Raw genomic sequence first — 21,381 nt, 5'->3', positions numbered from 1 at the left:
CCAAATGGGCGGCGCAAGAGGCCACAAAATCCAAAAAATGGCGTCTTCCGCGTTCGCGCGGGAAATTTCGAGGGCTTGTTCAGCGTAGCCTTAGAACAGGTTCTTACAGATCCAGCACCGAGCCCCAGGGCACATCGGGCAGGGCTTCGTAATGCGCCACCAAGGTCAGGCGGTCTGGTCTGGCCGCTTGGGATGCCAGGGCCTGCGCCAGATAGCGAATGGAGGGCTTGTCCAGCCCCCCCACAGGCTCGTCGATCAAGGTCAGCGGTGCATTCGAGGCCAAGGCCCCTGCCATGAGCACCTTGCGCTTGCTGCCGGTGGACAGGGCGTAGAAAGGCTTGTCCAGGTGCTCGTGCAGGCTGAACCCGTCGATGTGCTCCACCAAGGCTGCCCCATCCCATTGGGGGTAGCGTGCGGGCAGGCTGTCGAGCCAACCCCTGGCCGTGAGCGGGTCCCACTCGCTAGATCGCGGGTCCGCCCAGAAGACCCGTGGTGCCGAGGCCTTGGCGGCCTGGTTCAGGTCCACCCCTTGCAGCGTGATGCTGCCAGCCTGCGCCGTCAGCTCGCCAGCCAGCAGACGCAGCAACGTGGTCTTGCCGGTGCTTTCATCACCCCGCACCAGAGCCAGACCCGAGGGCCAGGCCAGCGACAGGTTGTCCAGCACCGCACACTCCGGGTACGCAAACCGCAACCCGTTCACCCACAAAAACACGCTCTCAGCCACCCTGTCTCCTCGATGCGGAAAGCGAACATTCTAGGAAGCTGCAGCACGCCGGGCCCACCACAAGCCTCCCACCTGGTTCACCACCAGCCCGCAGAGCACTGCGGCTGCGCCCAACCACTGCAGAGGCGCCGGGGTTTCACCCAGAAAGGCATAGGCCGCCCACAGCCCCACCACCGGCACCAGCAGCGAAAACGGCGTGACCCGCCCCGCTGCATGGCGTTGCAGCAGCTGCGTCCACAGCGTGTAGGCCAGCAGCGTGGCCAAGAAGGCCAGGTAGGCCACGGCCAAGAGCCCCGTGCCACTCAAAGACTGCAGCTGTGCCCACACGGCGGTGGAGCCCTCGCTCCACAACGCCAGCGCAAAGAACGGCCCAATAGGCACCACACTGCTCCACACGATGAACGGAAACGGCGCATACGCCCCGGCCTGTGCCGCGCGGCGCGCCACCAGATTGGACACCGCCCACATGAATGCGGCGCCGAGGGTGAGCACAAACCCCGCCAGCGTCATCTGGCCCGGCCCCTCGCCATGCGCGAGGCCGATGGTCATCAAGCCGCCGAACGCCAGCAATAAGCCCCCCCACTGCCAGGGCTTGGCACGCTCTCCCAGCAACGGCGCGGCCAGCAGCAAAGTGAAGAACGCCTGGGTCTGCATCACCACCGAGGCCATGCCCGCCGTCATGCCCAGCTGCAGTCCCAGAAACAGAAAGCCGAATTGTCCCAACCCCTGCGCCATCCCGTAGCCCACCACAAAGCGCCAGGGCAAGGCCGGACGCGGTACGAACAACAAGAAGGGCAGCGATGCCGCCGTAAAGCGCAGCGCGCCCAGCAGCATGGGACTCAGGCCCTGCAGACCGAGCTTCATCACCACAAAGTTCAGCCCCCAGATGACCACCACCGCCAGGGCACGCAACAGGTCGCCACGGCTCAAGGCCGCTGGCGTACTCATGCGGCCGCCACGGACACGCCCGCAGCTACGGGGCGGCCCTGCCGCGCCCGGGCAGCGACGAAGGCGTCAAAAGCCTGGGCGCTGGTTTTGCCCGGCACATAGCCCAGCACCTCCTTGAGCGCGGTATTCAGCAAAACAGGCCGGTAGCGCAGAAAGTCGAGCTGTTCGGGGCCGTAGCGGCTCACGCCGAGCGCGGAACCCACGGCCAGCGCGGTGCGCAGCAGCCCTGCAGGTAGCTCCAGCACGGGCTTGCCCAAGCGCTGGGCGATCTCGCGCAAGGGCAAGGCACCGTCGCCCGCCAGGTTGAAGCAGCCTGCCCGCTGCGTGCGCAGCGCATGCAGGATGGCACCAGTCACGTCTTCGTCCCAGATGAACACAAACGGGCTCTCGCTACCCCGGATGGCGAGCAGGCGCGGCTTTTCAAACAAGGCGGTGATCTGGTTGTCCACCCGCTCTCCCAGGATGGTGCCTATGCGCAGCACCGTCTGCGCCAACGCCGGGTGCTGCGTGCGGTATTGCGCCAGCATCCCTTCCACCAGCCGCTTGTGGTGCGAATAGGCAAAGACCTCGTTGCCCCGCAGCGCGTCCGTCTCGCGCAACCACTCGGGGTTGTCGGCGTGGTAGCCGTACGCCGCGCCACTGGAGCTGACGACCAACTGCGTCACGCCGGTGGCCACACAGGCATCCAGCACGTTCTGGCTGCCCAGCACGTCCACCGAATATTCAAACTCGCGGCTGGAACCCTTGCCGGGCGTGACGATGGAAGCGAGGTGCACCACGCTGTCGATGGCGGTGTCTGCCAGCGTCTGCGCTAGACCGGGGTCGCGCACGTCTTGGACCCGGTAGGTCACACCGGGCAGGCGGCGCTCGACGGGCACATCGCGCACATCGGTCGCCACAATGGTCCCGACCCCTTCACGCGCCAGTGCAGCCACCACGCTGCGGCCCAGAAAACCGTCGGCGCCTGTGACCAGAATGCGGCGGCTTATCCACCCCATGCCGGTCATGTGCGCTGCTCCTTGCGGGCATCGGCCGCCGGTAGTTCGGCGGGCCTGCGCCCCCACCAGCATGCCAGCGCCAGCCCCGCGATGATGTCCCAGAAGCCCCACACGCCCGCCACCACGGCCATACCGCCTAGCCCGCCAAAGAAGCTGAAGATCAGCACGAGGCCCAGGCCTGCATTGCGGATACCCACCTCGATGCTCACCGCGCGCCGGTCGTAGTCCGGCAAGCCGCTGAGCCGCGCGCAGGCGTAGCCGGTGCCGAAGGCGAGCGCATCGTGCAACGCTACGGCCAGCAGCACCAGGCCCACGTAGTCCAGAAAGTAACGCCAGTTGCCCGCCACCGCGCCCACGATGAAACCGATGAGACACAGAAAGCTGAGGATGCGCACGGGCTTGTTCACGCGCTGTGTGAAGCGCGGCAGCTTTTCTGCGCACAGGATGCCCAGCACAAAAGGCAGCCCGATGATCACCACGATGTGACCCGCCATCTCCAACGGGTCAAGCGCAATACTGCGCAGCAGCGGCGCCGCCGTGGGGTGCATGCCGCCCCAGAACGCGAAGTTGAGCGGCATGAGCACGATGGCCAGCGCGTTGGAGATGGCCGTCATCGACACCGACAGCGCCACATTGCCTCCTGCGCGGTGCGTGAGGATGTTGCTCACATTGCCGGGCGGGCAGCAGGCGACCAGAATCATGCCCAGCGCGATGCTGGGCCCGGGCTTGAGTAGCAGCGTGAGCACAAAGGTCACCGCAGGCAATACGATGAACTGCGCGGCAATGCCCACCGCCATGGCACCGGGCATGCGCAGCACGCGCTTGAAGTCCGCCACGCGCGTATCCAGCGCAATGCCGAACATGAGAAAACCCAGCACCACATTGAGCACCACCAGCGATGCGGGGTTGAAGTTGAGGCGTATTTCGTCCACAGGCAGCATGGGGTCAGTCCTTTCTGGCGAGGGCTGCGGCGGCAGCGCGCACCGCGTTGCGGTAGGTGTCCTTGTGCACGTAATACGCCATGCGTTCGAGCTGGAGGTACTTGAAGCCACCCGACAGATCGGGCGGCGGCCCGGCCTTGGCCTGTCGTAGCGCCTCGGCGCGCGGGGATCCCTCGGCCTGCGCCTTGAAAAAGCGCGCCACCAGCTCCGCCTGTTCATAGCGGCCCTGCCAGCCGATACCACTGGCCTCGATCATGCCCATCACGGCTAGGTTGTCGAAACGGGGTGACAGGATGTTGAGGTAGAGCTGCGGCGCCATGCCCTGCCAGTTGAGCAGGCTGTGGTCGATGAAGGGGTAGTGCAGCTTGTAGCCCGTGGCACAGAGCACCAGGTCATAGTCCTGCGCGCTGCCGTCCTTGAAGTGCACCGTATGGCCTTCAAAACGCGCGATGTCGGGCTTGACGTGGATGTCGCCATGGCCCAGGTGGTGCAGCACCAGCGAGTTGACCACCGGGTGCGACTCGTACATCTTGTAGTCGGGCTTGGGCAGGCCAAAGCGCGCAGGGTCGCCAGTGAACCATTGCAGCACCACGCTGTCCACCTTTTGCTTGAGCCAGGGCGGCATCTTGAACTTGCCGCCCAGCGTGTCTGCAGGCTTGCCGAACACATACTTGGGCACGAAGTAATAGCCGCGCCGCACCGAGATGTCCACGCTGCGCGCGTAGTGCACCGCATCCACCGCAATGTCGCAGCCCGAGTTGCCCGCGCCCACTACCAGCACGCGCTTGCCTTTGAACAGCTCGGCGCTCTTGTAGGCGCTGGTGTGCAGCAGCTCCCCGTCAAAGTGCCCCTCAAAGCGCGGCATGCTGGGTTCGGCCAGCGTGCCGTTGGCAATCACCACGCCCTTGAACTCTGCCGTTTGCGCGGGCCCACCGTGCTGCGTCCAAGTCACGCGCCATAGCGGCGCAGAGCCCTCCCCCACCGGTTCGACCCGGAGCACGCGCGTGCCAAACCAGAAATGCTGGCGCAGGCCAAAGTGCTCTGCAAAGTCGAAGAAATACTGGCGCATGTCCCGGTGGCTCGGATAGTCGGCCACTTCGGGACGCATGGGGAACTCGGTGAACTCCGTGGTGTGCTTGCTGGAGATCAGGTGCGCCGATTCGTAGACCGTGCTGCGCGGGTTGTCGATGTTCCACAAACCACCCACATCGGTGTGTGCTTCAAAGCCCTGGAAAGGCACGCCCAGCTTCTGCAGATTGCGCGCCGCGGCCAGCCCGCTCGGGCCGGCGCCGATGAGGGCGATGTGGCCGCGCATGTCCTGCGCGAGCGGCGTCGAAGGGCTTGTCTCTGTCATCGTTGTTGTTGTCGTCATTCGCTTTTTTCTCTCTCAGGTGTCGATATTCTTGTCGGCACGCACTGGCAACCCCGGAATGGCGGTGGCCCCCGCTTCGCCCACGCGCGGCTTGCGCGGCTGGCCCAGCAGCAGCCGGTCGTGCAGAGCGTCAGGCAACAGGTTCAACAGGCGCGCCAGCCAACCGATGCGCGCGGGCAGCACGATGTGGGTGCGCCCCCGGGCCACAGCGGCCAGCAGGGCACGCGCGGCGTCCTCGGGCTCCATCAGGCCGGGCATGGCAAAACGGTTGCCTGCCGTGAGCGCGGTGCGCAGGTAGCCAGGGCTGACCGTGCTCACCACGATGGAATCGCCGCGCAGCTCGGCACGCAGACTCTCCAGGTAACGGATGAGCCCGCCCTTGCTGGCGCAGTACGCGCCATTGCCCGGCATGCCCCGCCAGCCCGCAATGCTGGCCACCCCCACCAGCGCGCCGCGCCGCTGTGCGCGCAGGGCCGACACAAAGGGCTGGAAGGTGGTGGCGGCGCCCAGCAGGTTGATCTCCAGCATGCGCCGCATCACGGCCAGGTCGTCGGCCTGGGCGGAGTCAAAACCCCCGGCCACCCCGGCATTGGCGATGACGAGGTCCGGCGTCCCTCGGCGGCCCATCCAGTCGGCGGCCATGGCCTGCATGGCGGTAACGTCCGCCACATCGGGCGTATAGACAGCACAGCGCTCTGGCGCCAGTGCGGCCAACGTTTCCAGCGCGGGCCGGTTCAGGCCCACCAGCGCCACGGCGGCGCCCTGGCCGATCAGCTCGCGCGCCAGCGCCTGGCCCAGCCCGCCACAGGCGCCGGTGAGCACTACGTTCTGGAAAAAGGCGGACATGAAGCTCCCGGTGAATTGGGTTTGCAGCTTAGCCACAATGCTGAATAATCCCGAAATGTTTTATGAATTCGTCTCGAATTCCGAGATTTATGACCAACACACCGCCCAGCCTGCGCTTGTTTGAACTGCTGGAAACGATGTGCGCCCAGGGCCAGCCCTTCAGCCTGGGCGATGCCATCGAGGCCACCGGCTGGCCCAAGCCCAGCGTGCACCGCATGCTGGGCCAGCTGGAGGCTGGTGGCCTGCTGGCGCGCGAGCCAGACGGGCGGCGCTACACCCCCGCACCACGTCTGCTGCGCCTGGCCGAAAGCACGCTGAGCGCGGGCACCCAGCATGGGGTGCGCCACGCTGTGCTGCGGCAACTGGTGGCGGACATTGGAGAAAGCTGCAACCTCACGGCGTTGAGCGGCGCTGAAGTGATCTACCTGGACCGGGTGGAGTCAGCCTTTCCGCTGCGCATGGAGCTACGGCCCGGCACCCGCGTGCCCATCCACTGCTCGGCCAGCGGCAAGCTGTTTCTGGCCCACCTGTCGCCCGCACGCCGGGCCGCCATCCTCGACGGTCTGCCCCTCACCCGCCACACCGCCACCACTCTGACCGACCGCGCCGCGCTGGAGGGCGAACTGGAGCAGATCCTGCGGCAAGGCTATGCCACGGACGCCGAGGAGTTTGTGGACGGCCTCGTATGTGTGGCTGTGCCCGTGATGGCGGGCGGACGGCGGCAGGTGCGCAGCGCCGTGGCACTGCAGGCACCTGCGGCCCGCATGCCACTGACGCGGGCGCTGCAACTGGTGCCCCGGCTGGGAGAAGCCGCACAGGCACTGAGCCGGACCTGGGCTTGAGCCATCACGCAACACCCCCTGACGCATTCACCATCTGCTCTCACCATGCCACTGAACTACCTCGACTTTGACTACAGCGAAGACGCTGACGGCAACGGCACCCTGGATGCCATGGCCAGCGTCTTGCCGGCGCAACTGCCTGCCTTGCAGAACGAGATCGCCGCCGTGCTGGCCTGGGCGCATGCACACTGGCCTGGTGCCTGCGCACCGCTGGAAGACGGCGGCACCTGGCACTACGACCTGCATGGCGTGCAAGAGGTGCAGAGCCCGCTGACTTTGTCCTTTGATGAAGCGACCGGGCAACTGCACACGACCACCGGCAGTGCCGCGCCACCACGCACCACGCTGACCCTGACCCTCAGCGGCAGCAGCGACTTCTGCACCGCGTTGAGCGAAGCCTTCGAAGTGGAATGAGCTTCCTCGTCACGACCCGGCTCCCCCAACCAGATCAAAGGGTTAACCCCAATTAGCGACCAAAAGCCCCACGTTGCAAACAGGTTAGTGCTCCAGGCCATGCCTTTCTAAGGCCCGGCGTTACAGTTGCGACTCATTAGTTCAACCCGAGACTGGAGAGTTTCATGCTGTCACGCCGTCACTTCCTGGGCGCAAGCCTGGCCACCACCGTTTACGCTGCGGGCTCGTTCGTGCCCGTGTGGGCGCAGAACGCACCCAATTTCGGCACGCCCACCTTGCCCAGCCCTGGTTTCCGTCGCATGAAGGTGGGAGACGTGGAGGTGATCGCACTGAACGATGGCATCACTCGCCGCCCTTTGGGGGAAGAATTTGTGAAGAACGCACCGCTGGCCGAAGTGCGTGCGCTGCTCGCATCGCAAGGCCTGCCCACCGACTACATCGATGTGCCGTACACCCCCTTCCTGGTGGTGGCGGGCGCGCGCAAGATCCTGATCGATACCGGCCTGGGCGAGTTTGGTGGTGCAACCACCGGCAAGCTGCTGGACAGCCTGCGCGCTGCTGGCATGCAGGCCTCCGACATCGATACCGTGCTCGTCAGCCACTACCACGGCGACCACATCAATGGAATCCGCAACAAGGCGGGTGAGCTGGTGTTCCCGAAGGCCAAGGTGATGGTGCCTGCAGCCGAACATGCCTTCTGGATGGACGACGCGCGCATGGCCGCCGCCCCCGCAGGCATGAAGGGTGCGTTTGACAATGTGCGTCGCACCTTCGCCACCATGCCAGCCGATACGCTGGTGCGGTTTGAAGCGGGCACCGAGGTTGCGCCAGGCATCCAGTCGGTGGCCGCCTACGGCCATACGCCGGGTCACACGCTGTTCGAGTTGAAGTCGGCAGGTCAGAACTTCTTCTATGTGGCAGACCTGACCAACGTGCCCGCATTGTTCGCGCGCAATCCCGACTGGGCCGTGACCTTTGACATGGACGCAGAGGCTGCGCGAAAGGTCCGCCGCGAGGTGTTCCAGCGCATCACCACCAGCAATGCCATGCTGGGTGGCTTCCATTTCCCCTTCCCTGCGTTTGGCCGCGTAGCAGCAGCGGGCAATGGCTATGCCTTCCAGCCAGCTGCCTGATGCCGAAGCAGCCGGGGATCAGGCTGCGACGCAAGGTACGCGCGTCACACGGCGAACCTTGCTGGGCAGGGGCGCGGCAGGCGCACTGGGTAGCGGACTGGCCCTCACAGCCCTGCAGACCTGGGCGGCCCAGGAAGCGGGTGGCGAGGCCTTGCTGCGCCAGGGCGGAGTGGTGGCGTTGTTTCGCCACGCGCTGGCCCCCGGCACCTTCGATCCCCCGGGTTTCCGCCTGGGCGACTGCGGCACCCAGCGCAACCTGAACGATGAAGGCCGGACCCAGGCCCGGCGCATTGGCGAGTGGTTCCAGGCGCGGCAACTGCGTCCGGAGAAGGTGCTGTCAAGCCCCTGGTGCCGCTGCATCGACAGTGCCACCCTGGCTTTCGGTGCACCAGAGGTGTGGACGGCTCTGGGTTCGCCCAGGGGCTACTCCGAGACCACGGGTGAGAGCCACCTGCGCGAACTGCGCCAGGCGCTGGCCGCAGCGTCTGCGCGCAATGGCCGGTTTGAGGTGTGGTTCAGCCACATGTTTGTGCAGTCCGATCTGGCACGCGACAGCACCAGCTCGGGCGATGCGCTGATCTTGCGAGCCCCCCGAGGTGGCGACGTGCAGGTGCTGGCGAAGCTCTCGGTCACCGGATCAACCTGACCAGCGCCTGCTGATGCTGGCGGCAGATCGCGCTCCCGCGCAGCGTGGTGCACGGGCCATCGGACTACACGCTGGCGATGCCCTGGGGCGTATCCTGGAGATTCCCAGCCCTGCCAGATACCCCGGCGCGGCGCACACCCAGGAGCCGCCGATGACACCGTCCCACACACTGGGTGAACCCGCAGCCTGCAGGCCCGGTCGCTGAGAGCTGCTATGGCCTTCCTCTCCAGCGCCCCCCGCCTTACCACCGCGTCCAACGAGCCTGCGCGATGGCCCGCGAATACCGGCGCGCCCCTGGCGCAGGCAATCCCAGGCAGCCAGCGTGGTGTTCGCATGGACCTGCAGATTGACCTGCGCTACGAGATCGACAGCTACGGCGCCGATTTCGTGTTCAACATCCACGCCGCACAAACACCCCACCAGATCGTCTACAACGAGCGCCTGGTGCTCAGCCAGGACATTCCCCACCAGATCCACACAGACCCTGCGACGGGTAACCGCTATCTCCGGCTGCATGGCGAGCCCGGCATGCTGGAGTTGACCTACAGCGCTACGGTGGACATACGCCACTACCGTGCCGACCCCACCCAACTGGCCGAGGTGCCCGTGCGGCATCTGCCGCCGCATGTGATGGGCTACATCTACCCCAGCCGCTATTGCCAATCTGACCGCCTGCTGCGGCTGGCCCTGAACGAGTTCGGCGCCTTGTGGCAAGGACACAGCCGCGTGCAGGCTATCCGTGACTGGGTGAACCGGCATGTGGCGTTCACGTCCAACACCTCCAACTCCAACACCTCGGCCGTCGATACGCTGGTGGAACAGGTCGGGGTGTGCCGGGATTTCGCCCACCTGATGATTGCACTGTGCCGCGCCGTGAATATTCCGGCCCGCTTCACCACGGGCACCGACTACGGTGCCGACCCAGCGCTGGGCCCGCCGGACTTTCATGCCTACGTGGAAGTGTATCTGGGCGACCGCTGGTATCTGTTCGACCCCTCCGGCACGGCCATCCCCATGGGGCTGCTGCGGTTTGGCACCGGCCGAGATGCCGCCGACGTGGCGTTTGCCACCATCTTTGGCGGAGTGCGGGCACAGCCCCCCACCATCCACACCCGCGCGGTGGAGGACCCTGCTCAGGGGTGGGTGCTGCCGCACCACTGCGCCGAGGCGCTGTCCACCGACCAGGGGACGTCTTACGGGGCGCGTTTCGTCGCGCAATAGGGAGTTCGACCTTCCGCCTGCCGCCTCTGGCGGGGGCGGCAGAAAGGCCTGTTGGCCACCCCTGATTGCGGCTGTGGCCTAATATGCCCCTTTTCTCCACTTTCTCAGAGACCTACCATGGGCAACAAGATCGTCACCGAAGCAGACCGCAAGCGCACCCCCCAACCCAAGCCAATGCCCGGCGTGACGCTGAACACCCCTGGCCGTGGCCAGCGCGTGAGCCTGGAGCGTGGTGTCGCCACGCGCAGCAAGAAGAACCCTGGCAAGCGCTCGCGCAAGGGCGGCTGATCAGCCCTCCGGGGGCGCTGCGGCGCTCCGCCACCCACAAAAAAGCCCTCGTCAGAGGGCTTTTTTTGTGGGCGATACAGCCGTTATTGCAACGGGGCCGGCATGGTTTCCACATGGCCTCTGGCGGGCAGGATGATGTGAAACGCTGCACCGCTGGCCGGAACGTTCTCGGCAAAGATCCGCCCCCCCATGGCCTCGACGATCTTGCGGCAGATGGCAAGGCCCAGGCCCGTGCCCCCAGATCCATCCTTGGTCTTACTGGACTGCACAAAGGCCTCAAAAATGCTCTGCAGCTCTGACGGAGGGATGCCCGGGCCCTCATCCCGTACCACCAGATGCGTCTGGCCCTGCGGGTCAGCGTAGCCCTCCAGGGTGATCGTGCTTCCAGGCGGCGAGAACTTGATGGCGTTGGCCACCACGTTGCGGATCACCTGCTGAAACCGCAACGGGTCGGCCTTCGCCACCAGCGGAAGGTCAGGCATGCGCAAATCCATCATCAGGTGGCTGCGTTCCAGCAAAGGCTCCAGCTCGCGGATCACCGGGCGCACCACGCCGCGCAAGTCGATGCGCTCCATGTGGAATGTGCCCACCGTGCTTTCCAGCTTGGAGACATCTAGCAAGTCGTTCACCAGCGTCAACATGCGCTGACCCGCAGAATGGATATCTTCAAACATCCCTGCCAGCTTGGGCTGCGCGCGCCCACGCAGCATGCCCAGTTCGGCATAGCCCAGAATGGACTGCAGCGGCGTGCGCAGCTCGTGGCTCATGTTGGCCACAAACTCCGACTTGGTGCGGGATGCCTCCTCGGCCGCGTCACGCGCCTCCCGGGTGGCGCGCTCGGCCTCACGGAACTCGCTCACATCCATCAGGATGGTGAGCACACCGGTGACTTGGCCGTGCTCATCGGCAATGGCCGCCTTGGCCAGGCGCGTGTCGCGGCGCGATCCGTCGCCATGGCGCACCTGGGTCTCGACGAGGGCACGCCCCCCCCAGCGCAGCAGCTGCTTGTTGGCCGACTTATGTACGTTTGCCTCGTCTGGCGGCAGGCACTCGTCAAAGGCCTTGCCCAACACGGCGGTGCGAGTACGGCCTTTGTATTCCTCCCAGGCCTTGTTCACGCGCACAAAGCGGTTCTGGGCGTCAGTCACAGAGATGGGCAACGGGTTGGTGTCCAGCAGCAGATCCTGAAACGCAATTTGGGCCTGTAGCTGTTGTTGGGCCATCCAGCGCTTGGTTTCATCCACCGCGCTGCCCGCAAAACCAATCACACGCCCGGCAGCCACCATAGGCACCACTGCCACCTGGAACATCATCTCCTTGCCCTCGGCAGAGCGGGACACCACCTGGCATACCCGCACTCCATCCGGCGACCGGGGGTCGATGGCCCGCGCCACATCATTGCGGCTTTGTGGCTCGACCAGGTCGTGCAGACGTTTGCCAATGGCACGGTCAGGCGCCGTGCCCGTCATCACAGTCCAATGCGCATTCACGTAGGTGATCACGCCCTGCGCATCGGTGCGGAAAATCAGCTCTTGCACGCTGCGCATCAGCACCGACAGATCCCGCTCGTTGCGGGCAATGCGGGCCTGTGCAGCGTCAATGGCCAGCCGCGCCCGCTCACGGGTGCGCAGACCACGCCACACGGCAAAGGTCAGGCCCAGCACCAGGGCCACCAGGGCCAGGCCAATACCGATAAGCGCGCGGGCATCCGCCAGCCAGCTCTGCACGGCTGTTCGGTACGAGGTCTCGACCACCACCACCAGCGGCATGGCGGCAGAGGCCCGAAAACTGACGATCTGCCGCTCACCCAGCACACCCACGCCCAGGTAGGTGGCGTGCTCCTGCCGGGGCAGGAACTGGCTGAAGACGGGGATGTTGTTCACCCGCGTACCTGCCAGAGCAGCTGCGGCCCCCGAAGTGGCCAACACCTGGCCGCTGTACGAGGTCACAACCGAGTCAAAAACCTCGGACTCCAGCGTCAGGTGCTGAAAGTTGGACAGCGAGTCGGGATTGACCAAAGCCACCAGCACCAGCGCCTGCCCTGCTTCGTTCTTGTAGCCGTGCATCACAGGGATAAAAGCGACACCCGCAGGGGCCGCCGCCGCTGCGCCTCCCAGCCGCACACTTTGCAGGCTGCGGCCCGGGGTGAGGCCGCCCTGAACCGTCCGCCCCACGGCCACCAGAGGGCCGAGCTTGGCCAGGTCCACAAAACTCTCGGCCTCGCCGGGCTGGGTGCTGGCGACCACTCGCCCACCAGCGTCCACCACGGCCAACCCCCGAAGAAATGAAAGCGCCGCCAGCGCCTGGCCCAGGGCATCTTGCATACGCCGGGGTTCCGAGGCCACCGTCGTGAGGGCTGGCGATGTGGCCAGCGACTCCAGCGCCAGTTCGGCCGTCTGCATGGTGCGCGTAGCCTGATCCTCCAGCACCCGAGCCAGCATGGCGGCATGGTTCTGGTGGCTGGTACGCACCGTGCGAAAGTCGTTCACGGCCAACGCGCCGACGGCCACCAGTGCCGCCAATGCCGACAGCCCTCCGGTGATGAGGACCAGATGGCTGGTCTGCGACACCCACGTGCGCAGCCTGGTCCAGACCGAAGGGAGCGCCTGGAGGTCGGCCATATCAGCGCACCACGATGGCGTTCAGGCCATTTTGAGAGGCCGCGCGCTGCAGGCGGCCGTCGGCCTTGATGCGCGCCACAAAGGCATCCACCATCGCCAGCCAGGCGGCATCGCTGCGCTTGACTGCATAGCCATAGGGCAGCACCGAGAATGGTTCGGGAGACTCGATGAGCCGGGCCCAGTCGGCGTTGTCCATCAGGCGCCGGCTGTAGGGATAGTCGGTCATGAACACGTCAATGCGCCCGGCAGTCAGTTCGCGCTCGCGGGTGGTGGGCAGTTGGATGCGCACCAGCGTGGCCTGCTTGAGGCGCTGGGCCATGATGGGTTCCATGAACGTGCCTGCCTGCACCCCCACCAACACACCCGGCTTGTCAATGTCGGCCCACTGCTTGATGACCGTATTGGATTTGGTGGTGATGCCGTAAATGTCGCTGCGCATGTAGGGCTGTGTAAAAGCCAGCTTTTCCATCCGCTGGGGCAGCATGCCGATGGCAAACATGGCCACATCGCAACGGTCCTGGTTCAGGTCGTCAATGAGGGTGGGAAAAGAAGAGTCCACATATTCGACCCTGGCCTTGAGGTCGCGCGCCAGCTCGGCAGACAGGTCGATGTCGATACCCCCGAGTTGCTGTGTACGCGGGTGCCTGTAGGTCACGCCGTAGTAGTCCGGCCAGACACACACACGCAACACCGACTGGCTCTGGACCCGCTCGGCCACAGGCCCCGCCAGCGCGCTGGTCGCACACACGGCCAGTGCCACGCGGGTGACGGTCAACGCCCACGGTTTCAGCCACTGCATCATCGTCATCATCATTGAGAATCCTTGGATCAATAACACCACCGTGCCCGCAGTGGCCTGCCGCTAAGCAGTCAGAAAATGGGGATCAGGGCGCGTCGATCAGTGCATCAAAAGAGGGACATTCCTGCGTGATCTTGCAACGCAGCGCATCGATGGCTTCAGCATGCGCCAAAAATGTGTCTACGATCACCGGGTCGAAAGCACGGCCGCGCTCGGCCGCCAGCATCTCCAGCGCCACCGGGACCGCGAAGGCGGGGCGGTACACCCGGTCCATGGTCAGCGCGTCAAAAAAATCCACCACGGCGGTGATGCGGCCCGACAAAGGAATCGACTCTCCCGAGAGGCCCGCCGGGTAGCCTTGGCCGTCATAGCGCTCGTGGTGCGTGAGCGCCACCTCGGCCGCCATGCGAAACACTGGAATGTGCGAACGCCCCAGGATCTCGGCACCCATCGCGGCGTGGCAGTTCATGGTCTGGCGCTCTTCTGGGGTGAGCTTGCCGGGCTTCTTGAGCACGCTATCGGGGGTGCCGATCTTGCCGATATCGTGCATGGGCGCGGCCTTGCGCAGCATGCGTGCGTAGCCCACCGTCTGCCCCAGAGCCAGGGCCAGGGCCTCGGCCAGGTAACCAATGCGCACGATGTGCACGCCGGTGTCATCGTCCTTGAGGTCGGCCGCAGCCGACAGGTGCAACAGTGCTGCGTGGTGCGCGCGGGTGACCTCGCGCAGGGCTTCATTCCGCTCTCGGTACATGCGCCCGAAGTCGCGCACAAAACTCTCCATCTGAGCTGCAGCAGCCTCATCAAAGCAACGTGCATCGATGGGCTGCGCCAGCAGTTCGTGCTCGGGTCGAGGCACGGAGGTCACAGCGCCGCCTCCATGCGGTAGATGGTTTCCAGAACCTGCAGAGTGCTGAAGGGCTTCATCAGGTAATCGTCGGCTCCCGCCGCGAAGCCTGCGGCCCTGTCGTCCGACTGCACCCGGGCGGTCAACATGATCACCTTGGTGTGGCGCATGTCCGGGTCGGACTTGATGCGGCGGCAAACATCCAGGCCGTTAAGGGTGCCCGGCATCATCACATCCAGCAGCACGATGTCCGGCTGCAACTCACTGGCCAGCAGCCAGCCCGCATCGCCCGTAGCAGCCTCGTGGATCTCGAAGTCATCAAACTCCAGCGTCATCTTGAGCAGTTTGCGGATATCGATGTGGTCTTCGACGATCAGGATCTTTTTCATGGCGGTAGCCTTTGTGGGGCCGGGAATAGGCTTGGAATACAAAAAAACATGTTTTAACGTGATTTCTTGCCGTTGATTGAATCATATCAATCATTTTTATCAAATGCAAGTCGAGTAAAAATTAAAATTAGGAGAAAATGTGCGATCTATGCAATCTGACAATTCCCTCGCGGAGCACGCCATGGCCGACCACTACACCACGCTGGAAGTCGCCAAGATGCTGGGCATGGCCGTGCGGTCGGTCCAGCTGATGGTGGACCGCAACGAACTTGAGGCCTGGAAGACCCCTGGCGGGCACCGCCGCATCTCGCGTGCATCGGTGGAACGCTGGATGACCGCCCATGGCGCCGGCGGCGCTGCCCAGGCACCCGCCGTCGGCACTCCGGTCGCCGCCCGCCCGCCCCTGGCCGCACCGGTGGCACCTGCCAAAGGGCGTGCACCACAAATCCTGCTGATCGAGGACTCCATCCATTTCCAGAACCTCGTGGGCCTCATCGTGCAGCAGCACCTGCCAGGAGTGCAGTTGCATGTGGCGAACGATGGCATCACCGGCCTTGCGCTGTATGGGCAGATTCAGCCCGAGGTGCTTATCGTGGACATCCTGCTGCCAGGCATCGACGGCGCCACCTTGATCACCACGCTGCGCTCGCACCCCCAATTTGCGCGCAGCCACCTCATCGTGGTCACCTCGCTCGACGAGCAACAGCGCGAGCCTTATGCATTTGCCTTGCAGGGTGTGAAAGTGATCCACAAGCCCCGGCTGGTGGCCGAGTTACCCAGTGCTCTGGCCGCGTGCATTCCACAGGCCCAGGTATCCGCATGAGCGCGCCCAAGGTCCTGCTCGTGGAAGACGACAGCTCCATCGCACGCTTTGTGCAGATGGCGCTGGAGGAACTTCCCATCGAGCTGGTGACCTGCGCCAACGTGCCTGACGCCATGCAGGCGCTGCATGCGGGGGGTGTGGAACTCATCATTACGGACCTCATGCTACCGGGCGAGTCCGGCATTGACCTGGTACAGCGGCTGCTGCAAGAGCCTGTGCACGAAAGCCGAATTCCGGTGGCGGTGTTCAGCGCGGGCCTGACGCCGCCAGTGCGCGAGCAACTCCAGGCCATGAAGGTGTGGCGCATGCTGTCCAAACCTGCATCGGTGGCAGAGCTGGAGGCCTGTGTAACCGATGTGCTGGCGCTGGTGGCGGATACCCCTGCCAATGCGCCAGTCACAACAGCCACGCCTGCCGATGAAGCGGCCGACGATGAGGCTAAGGCCATTGCCACCCACTTTGCGGGCGACGAGTTTCTGTTCAAGGCCTACCACGCCAGTTGCCTGCAGCAGTTCCCTACCGACGTGCGGCAAGGTGACGCGGCCAGCGCAGCGCAAGACTGGCCGGCGCTGCGGCGCCTGGCACACAGCCTGGCCACCGTGCTGCTCACCCTGGGCCACCCGACCCAGAGTGTGCGCGCCCGCCAGCTGGAAAACGCAGCCGCCCAGTCTGCCGCAGAGGCATGCCAGGAACATTGGCGCATGCTGCGCGCTTTCCTGCTGCAGCTCTGATCCAACGCCAGCAGCCTGGCTGGCTGAACACCCTTGCCTTGAGAGCCCCGATGGCGGGCGATTGACCCACCCCATCGCCTTCTCCGGAAGGCGAATGTGAAGACCCATGAACAAGCCGGGGTGGGCTCATATTTCTGAAACATAACCATTCAGAGCAAAAAATAACCAATTGGTCTAATATAGAAACAATTGGTTTCAATCGCCTCAGATGCGGTGTGAAGCTCTCCTCCACCCCCGTCTCAGGCAGCTCTCCATGGACCCCAACGTCGTTTCCGAATACCGCCCCCACCTTGTCGCCATCTCGTTCGCATTGGCGTTCATTGGTTCATTGATCGCACTAATGGTCACACGCCGCATCCGCCACAAGGACGGATCGCTCAACCGCGCAGCGACTTTGACGGCCGGCGTGGCGCTGGGCGGCATCGGGGTGTGGTCCATGCACTTTGTGGGTATGGTGGCTCTGCGGCTGGACGTGGCCAGCAGCTACGGCATCGTTGAAAGCGCGGTGTCTCTGCTGGCGGCCGTGGCCTGCACGTCGGCCGCACTCATCGTGGTGTCCAAGGCCCCCCGGGAGCTGGCACGGATTCTGGGCGCAGGACTGCTGCTGGGCCTGGGTGTGGCGGGCATGCACTACCTGGGCATGTACGGCATGAAGATTGGCGGCTACATCCACTGGGACCTGCGCACCGTGGCGCTCTCGGTGCTGATTGCGGTGGCAGCAGGCACGGCCGCCCTGTGGCTGGCCTTCAACACCCGCCGCCTGGGCAGCCGCGTGGGGGCCTCCCTGCTGATGGCCACCGCCGTGTGCGCCATGCACTACACCGGCATGGGCGCGGCCGAGTTCGTCTGCACCACCCCCAACCGTTTTGCCACCGTGCAGGGTGTCGGGCTGGTCAGCTCGCTGGGCCTCGGCCCCATCGTGGCCGCCTGCGCATTTGCCATGGCCGTGCTGATTTCGGTGGATCTGTATGTGCAATGGATGCAACGCTCCATCGGCCAGCAGCGCCGCCGTGCGGCCTGAACCAGACAGCCACCGCAAAACAAGGGCTGCACCAGGGTGCATTCGGCCCACTCTTCAATAAGATGGCGACCATGATCACCCTGCACCACCTCGAAACCTCGCGCTCGCAACGCATTCTCTGGCTGCTGGAAGAGCTGGGTGTGCCCTACGAGCTCAAGATCTATGCGCGCGACAAGGCCACCAAGCTGGCCCCGCCTGCGCTCAAGGCCATTCACCCCCTGGGCAAGTCGCCAGTCATCACCGATGGCGACGAAGTGATTGCCGAGTCGGGCGCCATCATCGAATACCTGGTGGACACCTATGGCGAGCAGGCCCGTGGCGACCTCGCCCACCTGCAGCCAGCACCTCGCACCGCTGAGCACCGCCAGTGCCGCTTCTGGATGCACTATGCCGAGGGCTCGCTGATGAACTGGCTGGTGATGAAGCTGGTATTCAAGACCATCCCCACGCAGCCCATGCCGTTCTTTGTGAAGCCCATTGCACGCGCCCTGTGCGGCACGGTGCAGCAAAAGCTCATCGACCCCAACGTGGACACGGCGCTGGCGTTCATTGAAGAGCACCTGGGCACCCACCGCTGGTTTGCGGGGGAGCACCTGACCATGGCGGACTTTCAGATGAGCTTTGCGGTGGAGGCGCTGATGTCACGCGCCAACGACGCAAGCCGCTGCCCGCACCTGCAGGCCTATCTGGAACGCATGCATGCACGCCCGGCCTACCAACGGGGCATCGCCAAGGGCGGCCCGGTGGTGATCGAGGCCTGAACGCACGCCACCATGTCTCGCTACGCGATTCTCTTCGTGTGCATGGGCAACATCTGCCGTAGCCCCACCGCCCACGGCGTGTTCCGCCACAAGATCATCCACAGCGGCCTGGCGCACAGCGTGGTGGTGGACTCGGCAGGCACGCACAACTACCACCCCGGCGAGCCGCCCGACACCCGCACCCAGCGCCACGCGGCGCAGCGCGGTTATGACCTGTCAGACCTGCGGGCCCGGCAACTCATTGATGCAGACTTTGTCCGATACGACTTGATCCTGGCCATGGACTGGGACAACCTGGCCCTGGCGCAGGACCAATGCCCGCCCGCACACGCGCACAAGCTGCGGCGCATGACGGAGTTCTGTCTGCAATTCGACAGCCCGGTGGTGCCTGACCCGTACTACGGCGGCAGCCAGGGGTTTGAAGAGGTGCTGGATCTGGTGGAAGACGCCTGCGAAGGGTTGCTCAGGCACGTGCAGCGGCAACTGCAGGCGCAGGAACCCAAAGCCCGGCACTGACCTGCCTGCGTGGCTACCGCACTCCGCACACCAGGGCGCCGGGGTCGTTGTGCGCCTGCTCGCGGTCGTTCTTGGCCTGGGCCACCTCCATGTCGCGCGGGAGGGTCACGCCGTTCTTGACGGCCAGGATCTCGGCCATCACGCTCACCGCAATTTCGGGCGGCGTCTTGCTGCCGATGTAGATGCCGATGGGCCCACGCAGGCGTTGCAGACTGGCTTCGGTCTGGTCAAAGTGCTCGATCATGCGGGCGCGCCGCGCCTCGTTGTTGCGGCGCGAGCCGATACCGCCCACGTAGAACGCCTCGGTGCTCAAAGCCTCCAGCAGTGCCAGGTCGTCCAGCTTGGGGTCGTGCGTGAGGGCCACCACGCAGGTGCGGCGGTCGGGCTTGAAGGCCAGCACCACATCGTCGGGCATGTCGCTCACCACCGTGGCACCCGGCACGCTCCAGCTGCCCCGGTACTCCTCGCGCGGGTCGCACACCGTCACGGCAAAGCCGTTAAACAAGGCCATGGTGGCCAGGTACTCGGTGAGCTGCCCCGCCCCGATCAGCAGCATGCGGTACTCAGGCCCGAAGGTGTTGGTGAGCTGCTGTGCATCCACCTTCAGATCCTCGGGTGCCTGCGTAGGCGCCAGGGTCACGGCGCCATCGGACAGGCGCACGGTGCGCTGCACCAGGCGCCCAGCGGCCAGCTGGGCAATCAAATCGGCCAGCCGCGCGGGATCAGGGTCGTATTCCAGCAGCAGCTCCAGCGTGCCGCCACAGGGCAGGCCAAAGCGGTGGGCCTCGTCGGCGCTGATACCGTATTTGACAAACGATGGCGGCCCGCTGGGGATGCGGTGCTCGGCACCGTCTACCGCAGCGCCCGCCTGGGCATAGGCGCGGGTGTGGCGGTCGATCAGGTCGTCCTCAATGCACCCGCCCGACACCGAACCCACCACCGCGCCGTCTTCGCACAGCGCCATGATCGAGCCCACCGGCCGGGGCGACGAGCCCCAGGTGCGCACCACCGTGGCCAGCAGCGCACGGCGCCCTGCGGCACGCCAGCCCTGCAGCGTGCGCAGCACGACGACGTCCAAATTTTCCATGACTCACTTCCTTCCGGTACCCATAGCACTCAACCCCGATTGAACCACCAGGCCAGCAGTACGAGGGCCGCCACGCCAACACCCCACGTCCACGCAGGGATACCGCCACCCTGGGTGGCACTCCCCCCTTCCACGGTGCCTGGCTGAGTGACGGCATCGGCACTGGCTGCTGCATCTGCCGGGGGGGCTTCAGCGCGCGGAAAGCGGCGCTGCATCTCGTCGTCGAACCGCTTGAAGAAGTCTTCGGCCATGCTCTTGGCGGCGCCGTCGATGAGGCGCTGGCCCAGCTGCGCGATCTTGCCGCCCACCGAGGCATGCACGGTGTAATGCAGCTCGCAGCTGGCCTGCCCCGCCGCATCGGGGGGCAACGGCACCAACTTGACCTGGGCATTGCCCTTGCCAAAGCCCGCCACGCCGCCGGAGCCGTCAAAGGCAATGTTGTAGCTCTCGGGCGGCACGATGTCGGACAGCGTGATCTTGCCGGCGAACTTGGCCGACACGGGCCCGATCTTGAGCGCCATGGCCACCGAATACTGGTTCTCGGCCGTGGGCTCGACCTTGTCGCAGCCGGGAATGCACAGCTTGAGCACCTCAGGGTCGTTGAGCGCCTCCCAGGCCTGTTGCTGGCTGACGGCAAGGGTTCGGCTGGCTTGCATTTCCATGGTGGGTCCTCTCGGTCTTCAATGGGTGTGGATGTTGTGGGAATTCAATCGGTCCGCTGCATGGCTGGGCTCGATGCGGTGCGGTGCCGCGCCCTCATTGCCGCAACACGCTTGCCAGGCTGGCGGCCAGGTCCTTCAGGTGGCTCAGGTTGTGCACGGCCACCATGCCGTGGGCCTGGCGGTGCAGGGCCGACGCACCGCGCGCCGTGGGGGCATACCCCTCGTAGCGCAGCAACGGGTTGAGCCACAGCAGGCGGCCACAGTGGCGACGCAGCCAGGCCAGCTCGCGCTCCAACACCTCGGGGGCGCCCGTGTCCAGCCCATCGCTGATCAGCAGCACCAGCGTGCGCCGCCCCACCAGGCGCCGCGCATGCTGCAGGCGCAATTGGCCCAGGCTGTCGCCCATGCGGGTGCCGCCCGCAAAGTCGGTGATGGCATGGCTGGCCGTCTCCAGCATGGCGTCGGTGTCGGCGAGGCGGAAGGCGGGCGTGAGGTCGGTCAAGCCAGTGCCAAAGGCAAACACGTCCCGGCGCACGGCAGCGCCGGTGTGGCGCGGCGCGGTGGCGGCGTGCAAGAAGGCCAGCAGTAAACGCGCGTAGCGCTCCATCGAGCCCGACACGTCCACCAGCACCAGCAGCGGCAGCGGTTGCTGGCGGCGCTGCAGCAAGGGGATGTGCAGCACCTCGCCCCCACTGCGCGCCGCATGGTGCATGGCGCCGGGCCAGTGCGGGCGGCTGCCGCGTGCGCCCGGCCG

24 protein-coding genes are annotated in these 21,381 nt (G+C 65.4%); 11 read left to right on the top strand and 13 right to left on the bottom strand.

Annotated elements, in window-relative coordinates; translation table 11 throughout:
• Nucleotides 1–103: 103 nt before the first annotated feature.
• From DBR23_RS23215 to DBR23_RS23190, 6 genes are read right to left on the bottom strand one after another with little or no spacing between them, the layout of a single operon-like run.
• Nucleotides 104–724, bottom strand: a complete 621-nt coding sequence (locus DBR23_RS23215) for an ATP-binding cassette domain-containing protein (RefSeq protein ID WP_108499719.1) — start codon at nucleotides 722–724, stop codon at nucleotides 104–106.
• A gap of 30 nt (nucleotides 725–754) precedes the next feature.
• The gene (locus DBR23_RS23210; protein WP_056748148.1) at nucleotides 755–1,672 is read right to left on the bottom strand and encodes an EamA family transporter; all 918 of its coding nucleotides are present in this window, start codon (nucleotides 1,670–1,672) and stop codon (nucleotides 755–757) included.
• On the bottom strand, nucleotides 1,669–2,679 hold the full coding sequence (locus tag DBR23_RS23205) for an SDR family oxidoreductase (RefSeq protein ID WP_099730881.1): 1,011 nt from the start codon (nucleotides 2,677–2,679) through the stop codon (nucleotides 1,669–1,671). Before DBR23_RS23205 ends, DBR23_RS23210 begins: the two co-directional genes overlap by 4 nt.
• Nucleotides 2,676–3,611: a bile acid:sodium symporter family protein gene (locus DBR23_RS23200; protein WP_108499718.1), complete on the bottom strand. Its 936-nt coding sequence runs from the start codon at nucleotides 3,609–3,611 to the stop codon at nucleotides 2,676–2,678. The genes DBR23_RS23205 and DBR23_RS23200 overlap by 4 nt, the downstream gene beginning before the upstream one ends.
• Nucleotides 3,612–3,615: 4 nt before the next feature.
• A complete protein-coding gene (locus DBR23_RS23195; protein ID WP_108499717.1) occupies nucleotides 3,616–4,965 on the bottom strand; it encodes an NAD(P)/FAD-dependent oxidoreductase in 1,350 nt (449 codons plus the stop codon).
• Nucleotides 4,966–4,998: 33 nt separating this feature from the next.
• Complete coding sequence (locus DBR23_RS23190) at nucleotides 4,999–5,829, bottom strand: SDR family oxidoreductase (protein WP_108499716.1); 831 nt, start codon at nucleotides 5,827–5,829, stop codon at nucleotides 4,999–5,001.
• A gap of 89 nt (nucleotides 5,830–5,918) precedes the next feature.
• Between DBR23_RS23190 and DBR23_RS23185 the strand changes: the two genes are divergently transcribed.
• From DBR23_RS23185 to DBR23_RS30040, 6 genes are all read left to right on the top strand, one after another.
• A complete protein-coding gene (locus tag DBR23_RS23185; RefSeq protein WP_108499715.1) occupies nucleotides 5,919–6,671 on the top strand; it encodes an IclR family transcriptional regulator in 753 nt (250 codons plus the stop codon).
• Between the two features lie 45 nt (nucleotides 6,672–6,716).
• Nucleotides 6,717–7,085, top strand: coding sequence for a hypothetical protein (locus DBR23_RS23180; RefSeq protein WP_108499714.1), 369 nt, complete (start codon nucleotides 6,717–6,719; stop codon nucleotides 7,083–7,085).
• A gap of 164 nt (nucleotides 7,086–7,249) precedes the next feature.
• Nucleotides 7,250–8,218: an MBL fold metallo-hydrolase gene (locus DBR23_RS23175; RefSeq protein WP_108499713.1), complete on the top strand. Its 969-nt coding sequence runs from the start codon at nucleotides 7,250–7,252 to the stop codon at nucleotides 8,216–8,218.
• Complete coding sequence (locus DBR23_RS23170; protein ID WP_108499712.1) at nucleotides 8,196–8,864, top strand: histidine phosphatase family protein; 669 nt, start codon at nucleotides 8,196–8,198, stop codon at nucleotides 8,862–8,864. Before DBR23_RS23175 ends, DBR23_RS23170 begins: the two co-directional genes overlap by 23 nt.
• 333 nt (nucleotides 8,865–9,197) lie before the next feature.
• Nucleotides 9,198–10,085 (top strand): transglutaminase family protein, encoded by an 888-nt coding sequence (locus DBR23_RS23165; protein WP_108499711.1) that lies wholly within the window; start codon nucleotides 9,198–9,200, stop codon nucleotides 10,083–10,085.
• 117 nt (nucleotides 10,086–10,202) lie between these two features.
• Nucleotides 10,203–10,373, top strand: a complete 171-nt coding sequence (locus tag DBR23_RS30040) for a hypothetical protein (RefSeq protein ID WP_008902830.1) — start codon at nucleotides 10,203–10,205, stop codon at nucleotides 10,371–10,373.
• An 83-nt stretch (nucleotides 10,374–10,456) separates the two neighbouring features.
• Here the strand turns inward: DBR23_RS30040 and DBR23_RS23160 are convergent, their stop codons facing one another.
• From DBR23_RS23160 to DBR23_RS23145, 4 genes are all read right to left on the bottom strand, one after another.
• Nucleotides 10,457–12,994: a PAS domain S-box protein gene (locus DBR23_RS23160; protein WP_108499710.1), complete on the bottom strand. Its 2,538-nt coding sequence runs from the start codon at nucleotides 12,992–12,994 to the stop codon at nucleotides 10,457–10,459.
• A 1-nt stretch (nucleotide 12,995) separates the two neighbouring features.
• Nucleotides 12,996–13,808: an ABC transporter substrate-binding protein gene (locus DBR23_RS23155; RefSeq protein ID WP_108499709.1), complete on the bottom strand. Its 813-nt coding sequence runs from the start codon at nucleotides 13,806–13,808 to the stop codon at nucleotides 12,996–12,998.
• 70 nt (nucleotides 13,809–13,878) lie between these two features.
• The gene (locus DBR23_RS23150) at nucleotides 13,879–14,574 is read right to left on the bottom strand and encodes an HD-GYP domain-containing protein (protein WP_233193875.1); all 696 of its coding nucleotides are present in this window, start codon (nucleotides 14,572–14,574) and stop codon (nucleotides 13,879–13,881) included.
• An 80-nt stretch (nucleotides 14,575–14,654) separates the two neighbouring features.
• A complete protein-coding gene (locus tag DBR23_RS23145) occupies nucleotides 14,655–15,026 on the bottom strand; it encodes a response regulator transcription factor (protein WP_056066973.1) in 372 nt (123 codons plus the stop codon).
• Nucleotides 15,027–15,207: 181 nt separating this feature from the next.
• Here DBR23_RS23145 and DBR23_RS23140 point away from each other — a divergent pair, with 181 nt between their 5' ends.
• The 5 genes from DBR23_RS23140 to DBR23_RS23120 all read left to right on the top strand — a co-directional run bounded on the left by DBR23_RS23140 (nucleotide 15,208) and on the right by DBR23_RS23120 (nucleotide 18,878).
• Nucleotides 15,208–15,849, top strand: a complete 642-nt coding sequence (locus DBR23_RS23140) for an excisionase family DNA-binding protein (RefSeq protein WP_108499727.1) — start codon at nucleotides 15,208–15,210, stop codon at nucleotides 15,847–15,849.
• Complete coding sequence (locus tag DBR23_RS23135; RefSeq protein ID WP_108499708.1) at nucleotides 15,846–16,580, top strand: response regulator; 735 nt, start codon at nucleotides 15,846–15,848, stop codon at nucleotides 16,578–16,580. The genes DBR23_RS23140 and DBR23_RS23135 overlap by 4 nt, the downstream gene beginning before the upstream one ends.
• A 253-nt stretch (nucleotides 16,581–16,833) precedes the next feature.
• Nucleotides 16,834–17,601, top strand: coding sequence for an MHYT domain-containing protein (locus DBR23_RS23130; protein ID WP_108499707.1), 768 nt, complete (start codon nucleotides 16,834–16,836; stop codon nucleotides 17,599–17,601).
• Between the two features lie 71 nt (nucleotides 17,602–17,672).
• Nucleotides 17,673–18,362 (top strand): glutathione S-transferase family protein, encoded by a 690-nt coding sequence (locus DBR23_RS23125; RefSeq protein WP_199227784.1) that lies wholly within the window; start codon nucleotides 17,673–17,675, stop codon nucleotides 18,360–18,362.
• A gap of 12 nt (nucleotides 18,363–18,374) precedes the next feature.
• A complete protein-coding gene (locus tag DBR23_RS23120; RefSeq protein WP_108499705.1) occupies nucleotides 18,375–18,878 on the top strand; it encodes a low molecular weight protein-tyrosine-phosphatase in 504 nt (167 codons plus the stop codon).
• 13 nt (nucleotides 18,879–18,891) lie between these two features.
• Here DBR23_RS23120 and DBR23_RS23115 read toward each other — a convergent pair whose 3' ends face one another.
• From DBR23_RS23115 to DBR23_RS23105, 3 genes are all read right to left on the bottom strand, one after another.
• Nucleotides 18,892–19,965 carry an XdhC family protein gene (locus DBR23_RS23115; protein WP_108499704.1) on the bottom strand — a complete coding sequence of 358 codons (1,074 nt, stop codon included), beginning with the start codon at nucleotides 19,963–19,965 and terminating at the stop codon, nucleotides 18,892–18,894.
• Between the two features lie 29 nt (nucleotides 19,966–19,994).
• The gene (locus DBR23_RS23110; RefSeq protein WP_108499703.1) at nucleotides 19,995–20,627 is read right to left on the bottom strand and encodes a CoxG family protein; all 633 of its coding nucleotides are present in this window, start codon (nucleotides 20,625–20,627) and stop codon (nucleotides 19,995–19,997) included.
• 94 nt (nucleotides 20,628–20,721) lie between these two features.
• A partial coding sequence (locus tag DBR23_RS23105) for a VWA domain-containing protein (protein WP_233250693.1) occupies nucleotides 20,722–21,381 on the bottom strand: 660 nt, incomplete at its 5' end.

It is taken from the genome of Acidovorax sp. HMWF018 (assembly GCF_003061035.1).
GTDB lineage: Bacteria > Pseudomonadota > Gammaproteobacteria > Burkholderiales > Burkholderiaceae_C > Acidovorax > Acidovorax delafieldii.
Note: the sequence above shows the minus strand (reverse complement) of the source record. Positions and strands in the feature narration are given on the sequence as shown.

Bases quoted from the DNA above. Each gene is read 5' to 3' on its own strand.
- DBR23_RS23120 (WP_108499705.1), top strand. From the start codon at position 18,375: ATGTCTCGCTACGCGATTCTCTTCGTGTGCATGGGCAACATCTGCCGT.
- DBR23_RS30040 (WP_008902830.1), top strand. From the start codon at position 10,203: ATGGGCAACAAGATCGTCACCGAAGCAGACCGCAAGCGCACCCCCCAA.
- DBR23_RS23185 (WP_108499715.1), top strand. From the start codon at position 5,919: ATGACCAACACACCGCCCAGCCTGCGCTTGTTTGAACTGCTGGAAACG.
- DBR23_RS23160 (WP_108499710.1), bottom strand. From the start codon at position 12,994: ATGGCCGACCTCCAGGCGCTCCCTTCGGTCTGGACCAGGCTGCGCACG.
- DBR23_RS23180 (WP_108499714.1), top strand. From the start codon at position 6,717: ATGCCACTGAACTACCTCGACTTTGACTACAGCGAAGACGCTGACGGC.
- DBR23_RS23125 (WP_199227784.1), top strand. From the start codon at position 17,673: ATGATCACCCTGCACCACCTCGAAACCTCGCGCTCGCAACGCATTCTC.
- DBR23_RS23165 (WP_108499711.1), top strand. From the start codon at position 9,198: ATGGACCTGCAGATTGACCTGCGCTACGAGATCGACAGCTACGGCGCC.
- DBR23_RS23205 (WP_099730881.1), bottom strand. From the start codon at position 2,679: ATGACCGGCATGGGGTGGATAAGCCGCCGCATTCTGGTCACAGGCGCC.
- DBR23_RS23135 (WP_108499708.1), top strand. From the start codon at position 15,846: ATGAGCGCGCCCAAGGTCCTGCTCGTGGAAGACGACAGCTCCATCGCA.
- DBR23_RS23110 (WP_108499703.1), bottom strand. From the start codon at position 20,627: ATGGAAATGCAAGCCAGCCGAACCCTTGCCGTCAGCCAGCAACAGGCC.
- DBR23_RS23115 (WP_108499704.1), bottom strand. From the start codon at position 19,965: ATGGAAAATTTGGACGTCGTCGTGCTGCGCACGCTGCAGGGCTGGCGT.
- DBR23_RS23195 (WP_108499717.1), bottom strand. From the start codon at position 4,965: ATGACAGAGACAAGCCCTTCGACGCCGCTCGCGCAGGACATGCGCGGC.
- DBR23_RS23170 (WP_108499712.1), top strand. From the start codon at position 8,196: ATGCCTTCCAGCCAGCTGCCTGATGCCGAAGCAGCCGGGGATCAGGCT.
- DBR23_RS23200 (WP_108499718.1), bottom strand. From the start codon at position 3,611: ATGCTGCCTGTGGACGAAATACGCCTCAACTTCAACCCCGCATCGCTG.
- DBR23_RS23145 (WP_056066973.1), bottom strand. From the start codon at position 15,026: ATGAAAAAGATCCTGATCGTCGAAGACCACATCGATATCCGCAAACTG.
- DBR23_RS23155 (WP_108499709.1), bottom strand. From the start codon at position 13,808: ATGATGATGACGATGATGCAGTGGCTGAAACCGTGGGCGTTGACCGTC.
- DBR23_RS23210 (WP_056748148.1), bottom strand. From the start codon at position 1,672: ATGAGTACGCCAGCGGCCTTGAGCCGTGGCGACCTGTTGCGTGCCCTG.
- DBR23_RS23130 (WP_108499707.1), top strand. From the start codon at position 16,834: ATGGACCCCAACGTCGTTTCCGAATACCGCCCCCACCTTGTCGCCATC.
- DBR23_RS23175 (WP_108499713.1), top strand. From the start codon at position 7,250: ATGCTGTCACGCCGTCACTTCCTGGGCGCAAGCCTGGCCACCACCGTT.
- DBR23_RS23140 (WP_108499727.1), top strand. From the start codon at position 15,208: ATGGCCGACCACTACACCACGCTGGAAGTCGCCAAGATGCTGGGCATG.
- DBR23_RS23150 (WP_233193875.1), bottom strand. From the start codon at position 14,574: ATGGAGAGTTTTGTGCGCGACTTCGGGCGCATGTACCGAGAGCGGAAT.
- DBR23_RS23190 (WP_108499716.1), bottom strand. From the start codon at position 5,829: ATGTCCGCCTTTTTCCAGAACGTAGTGCTCACCGGCGCCTGTGGCGGG.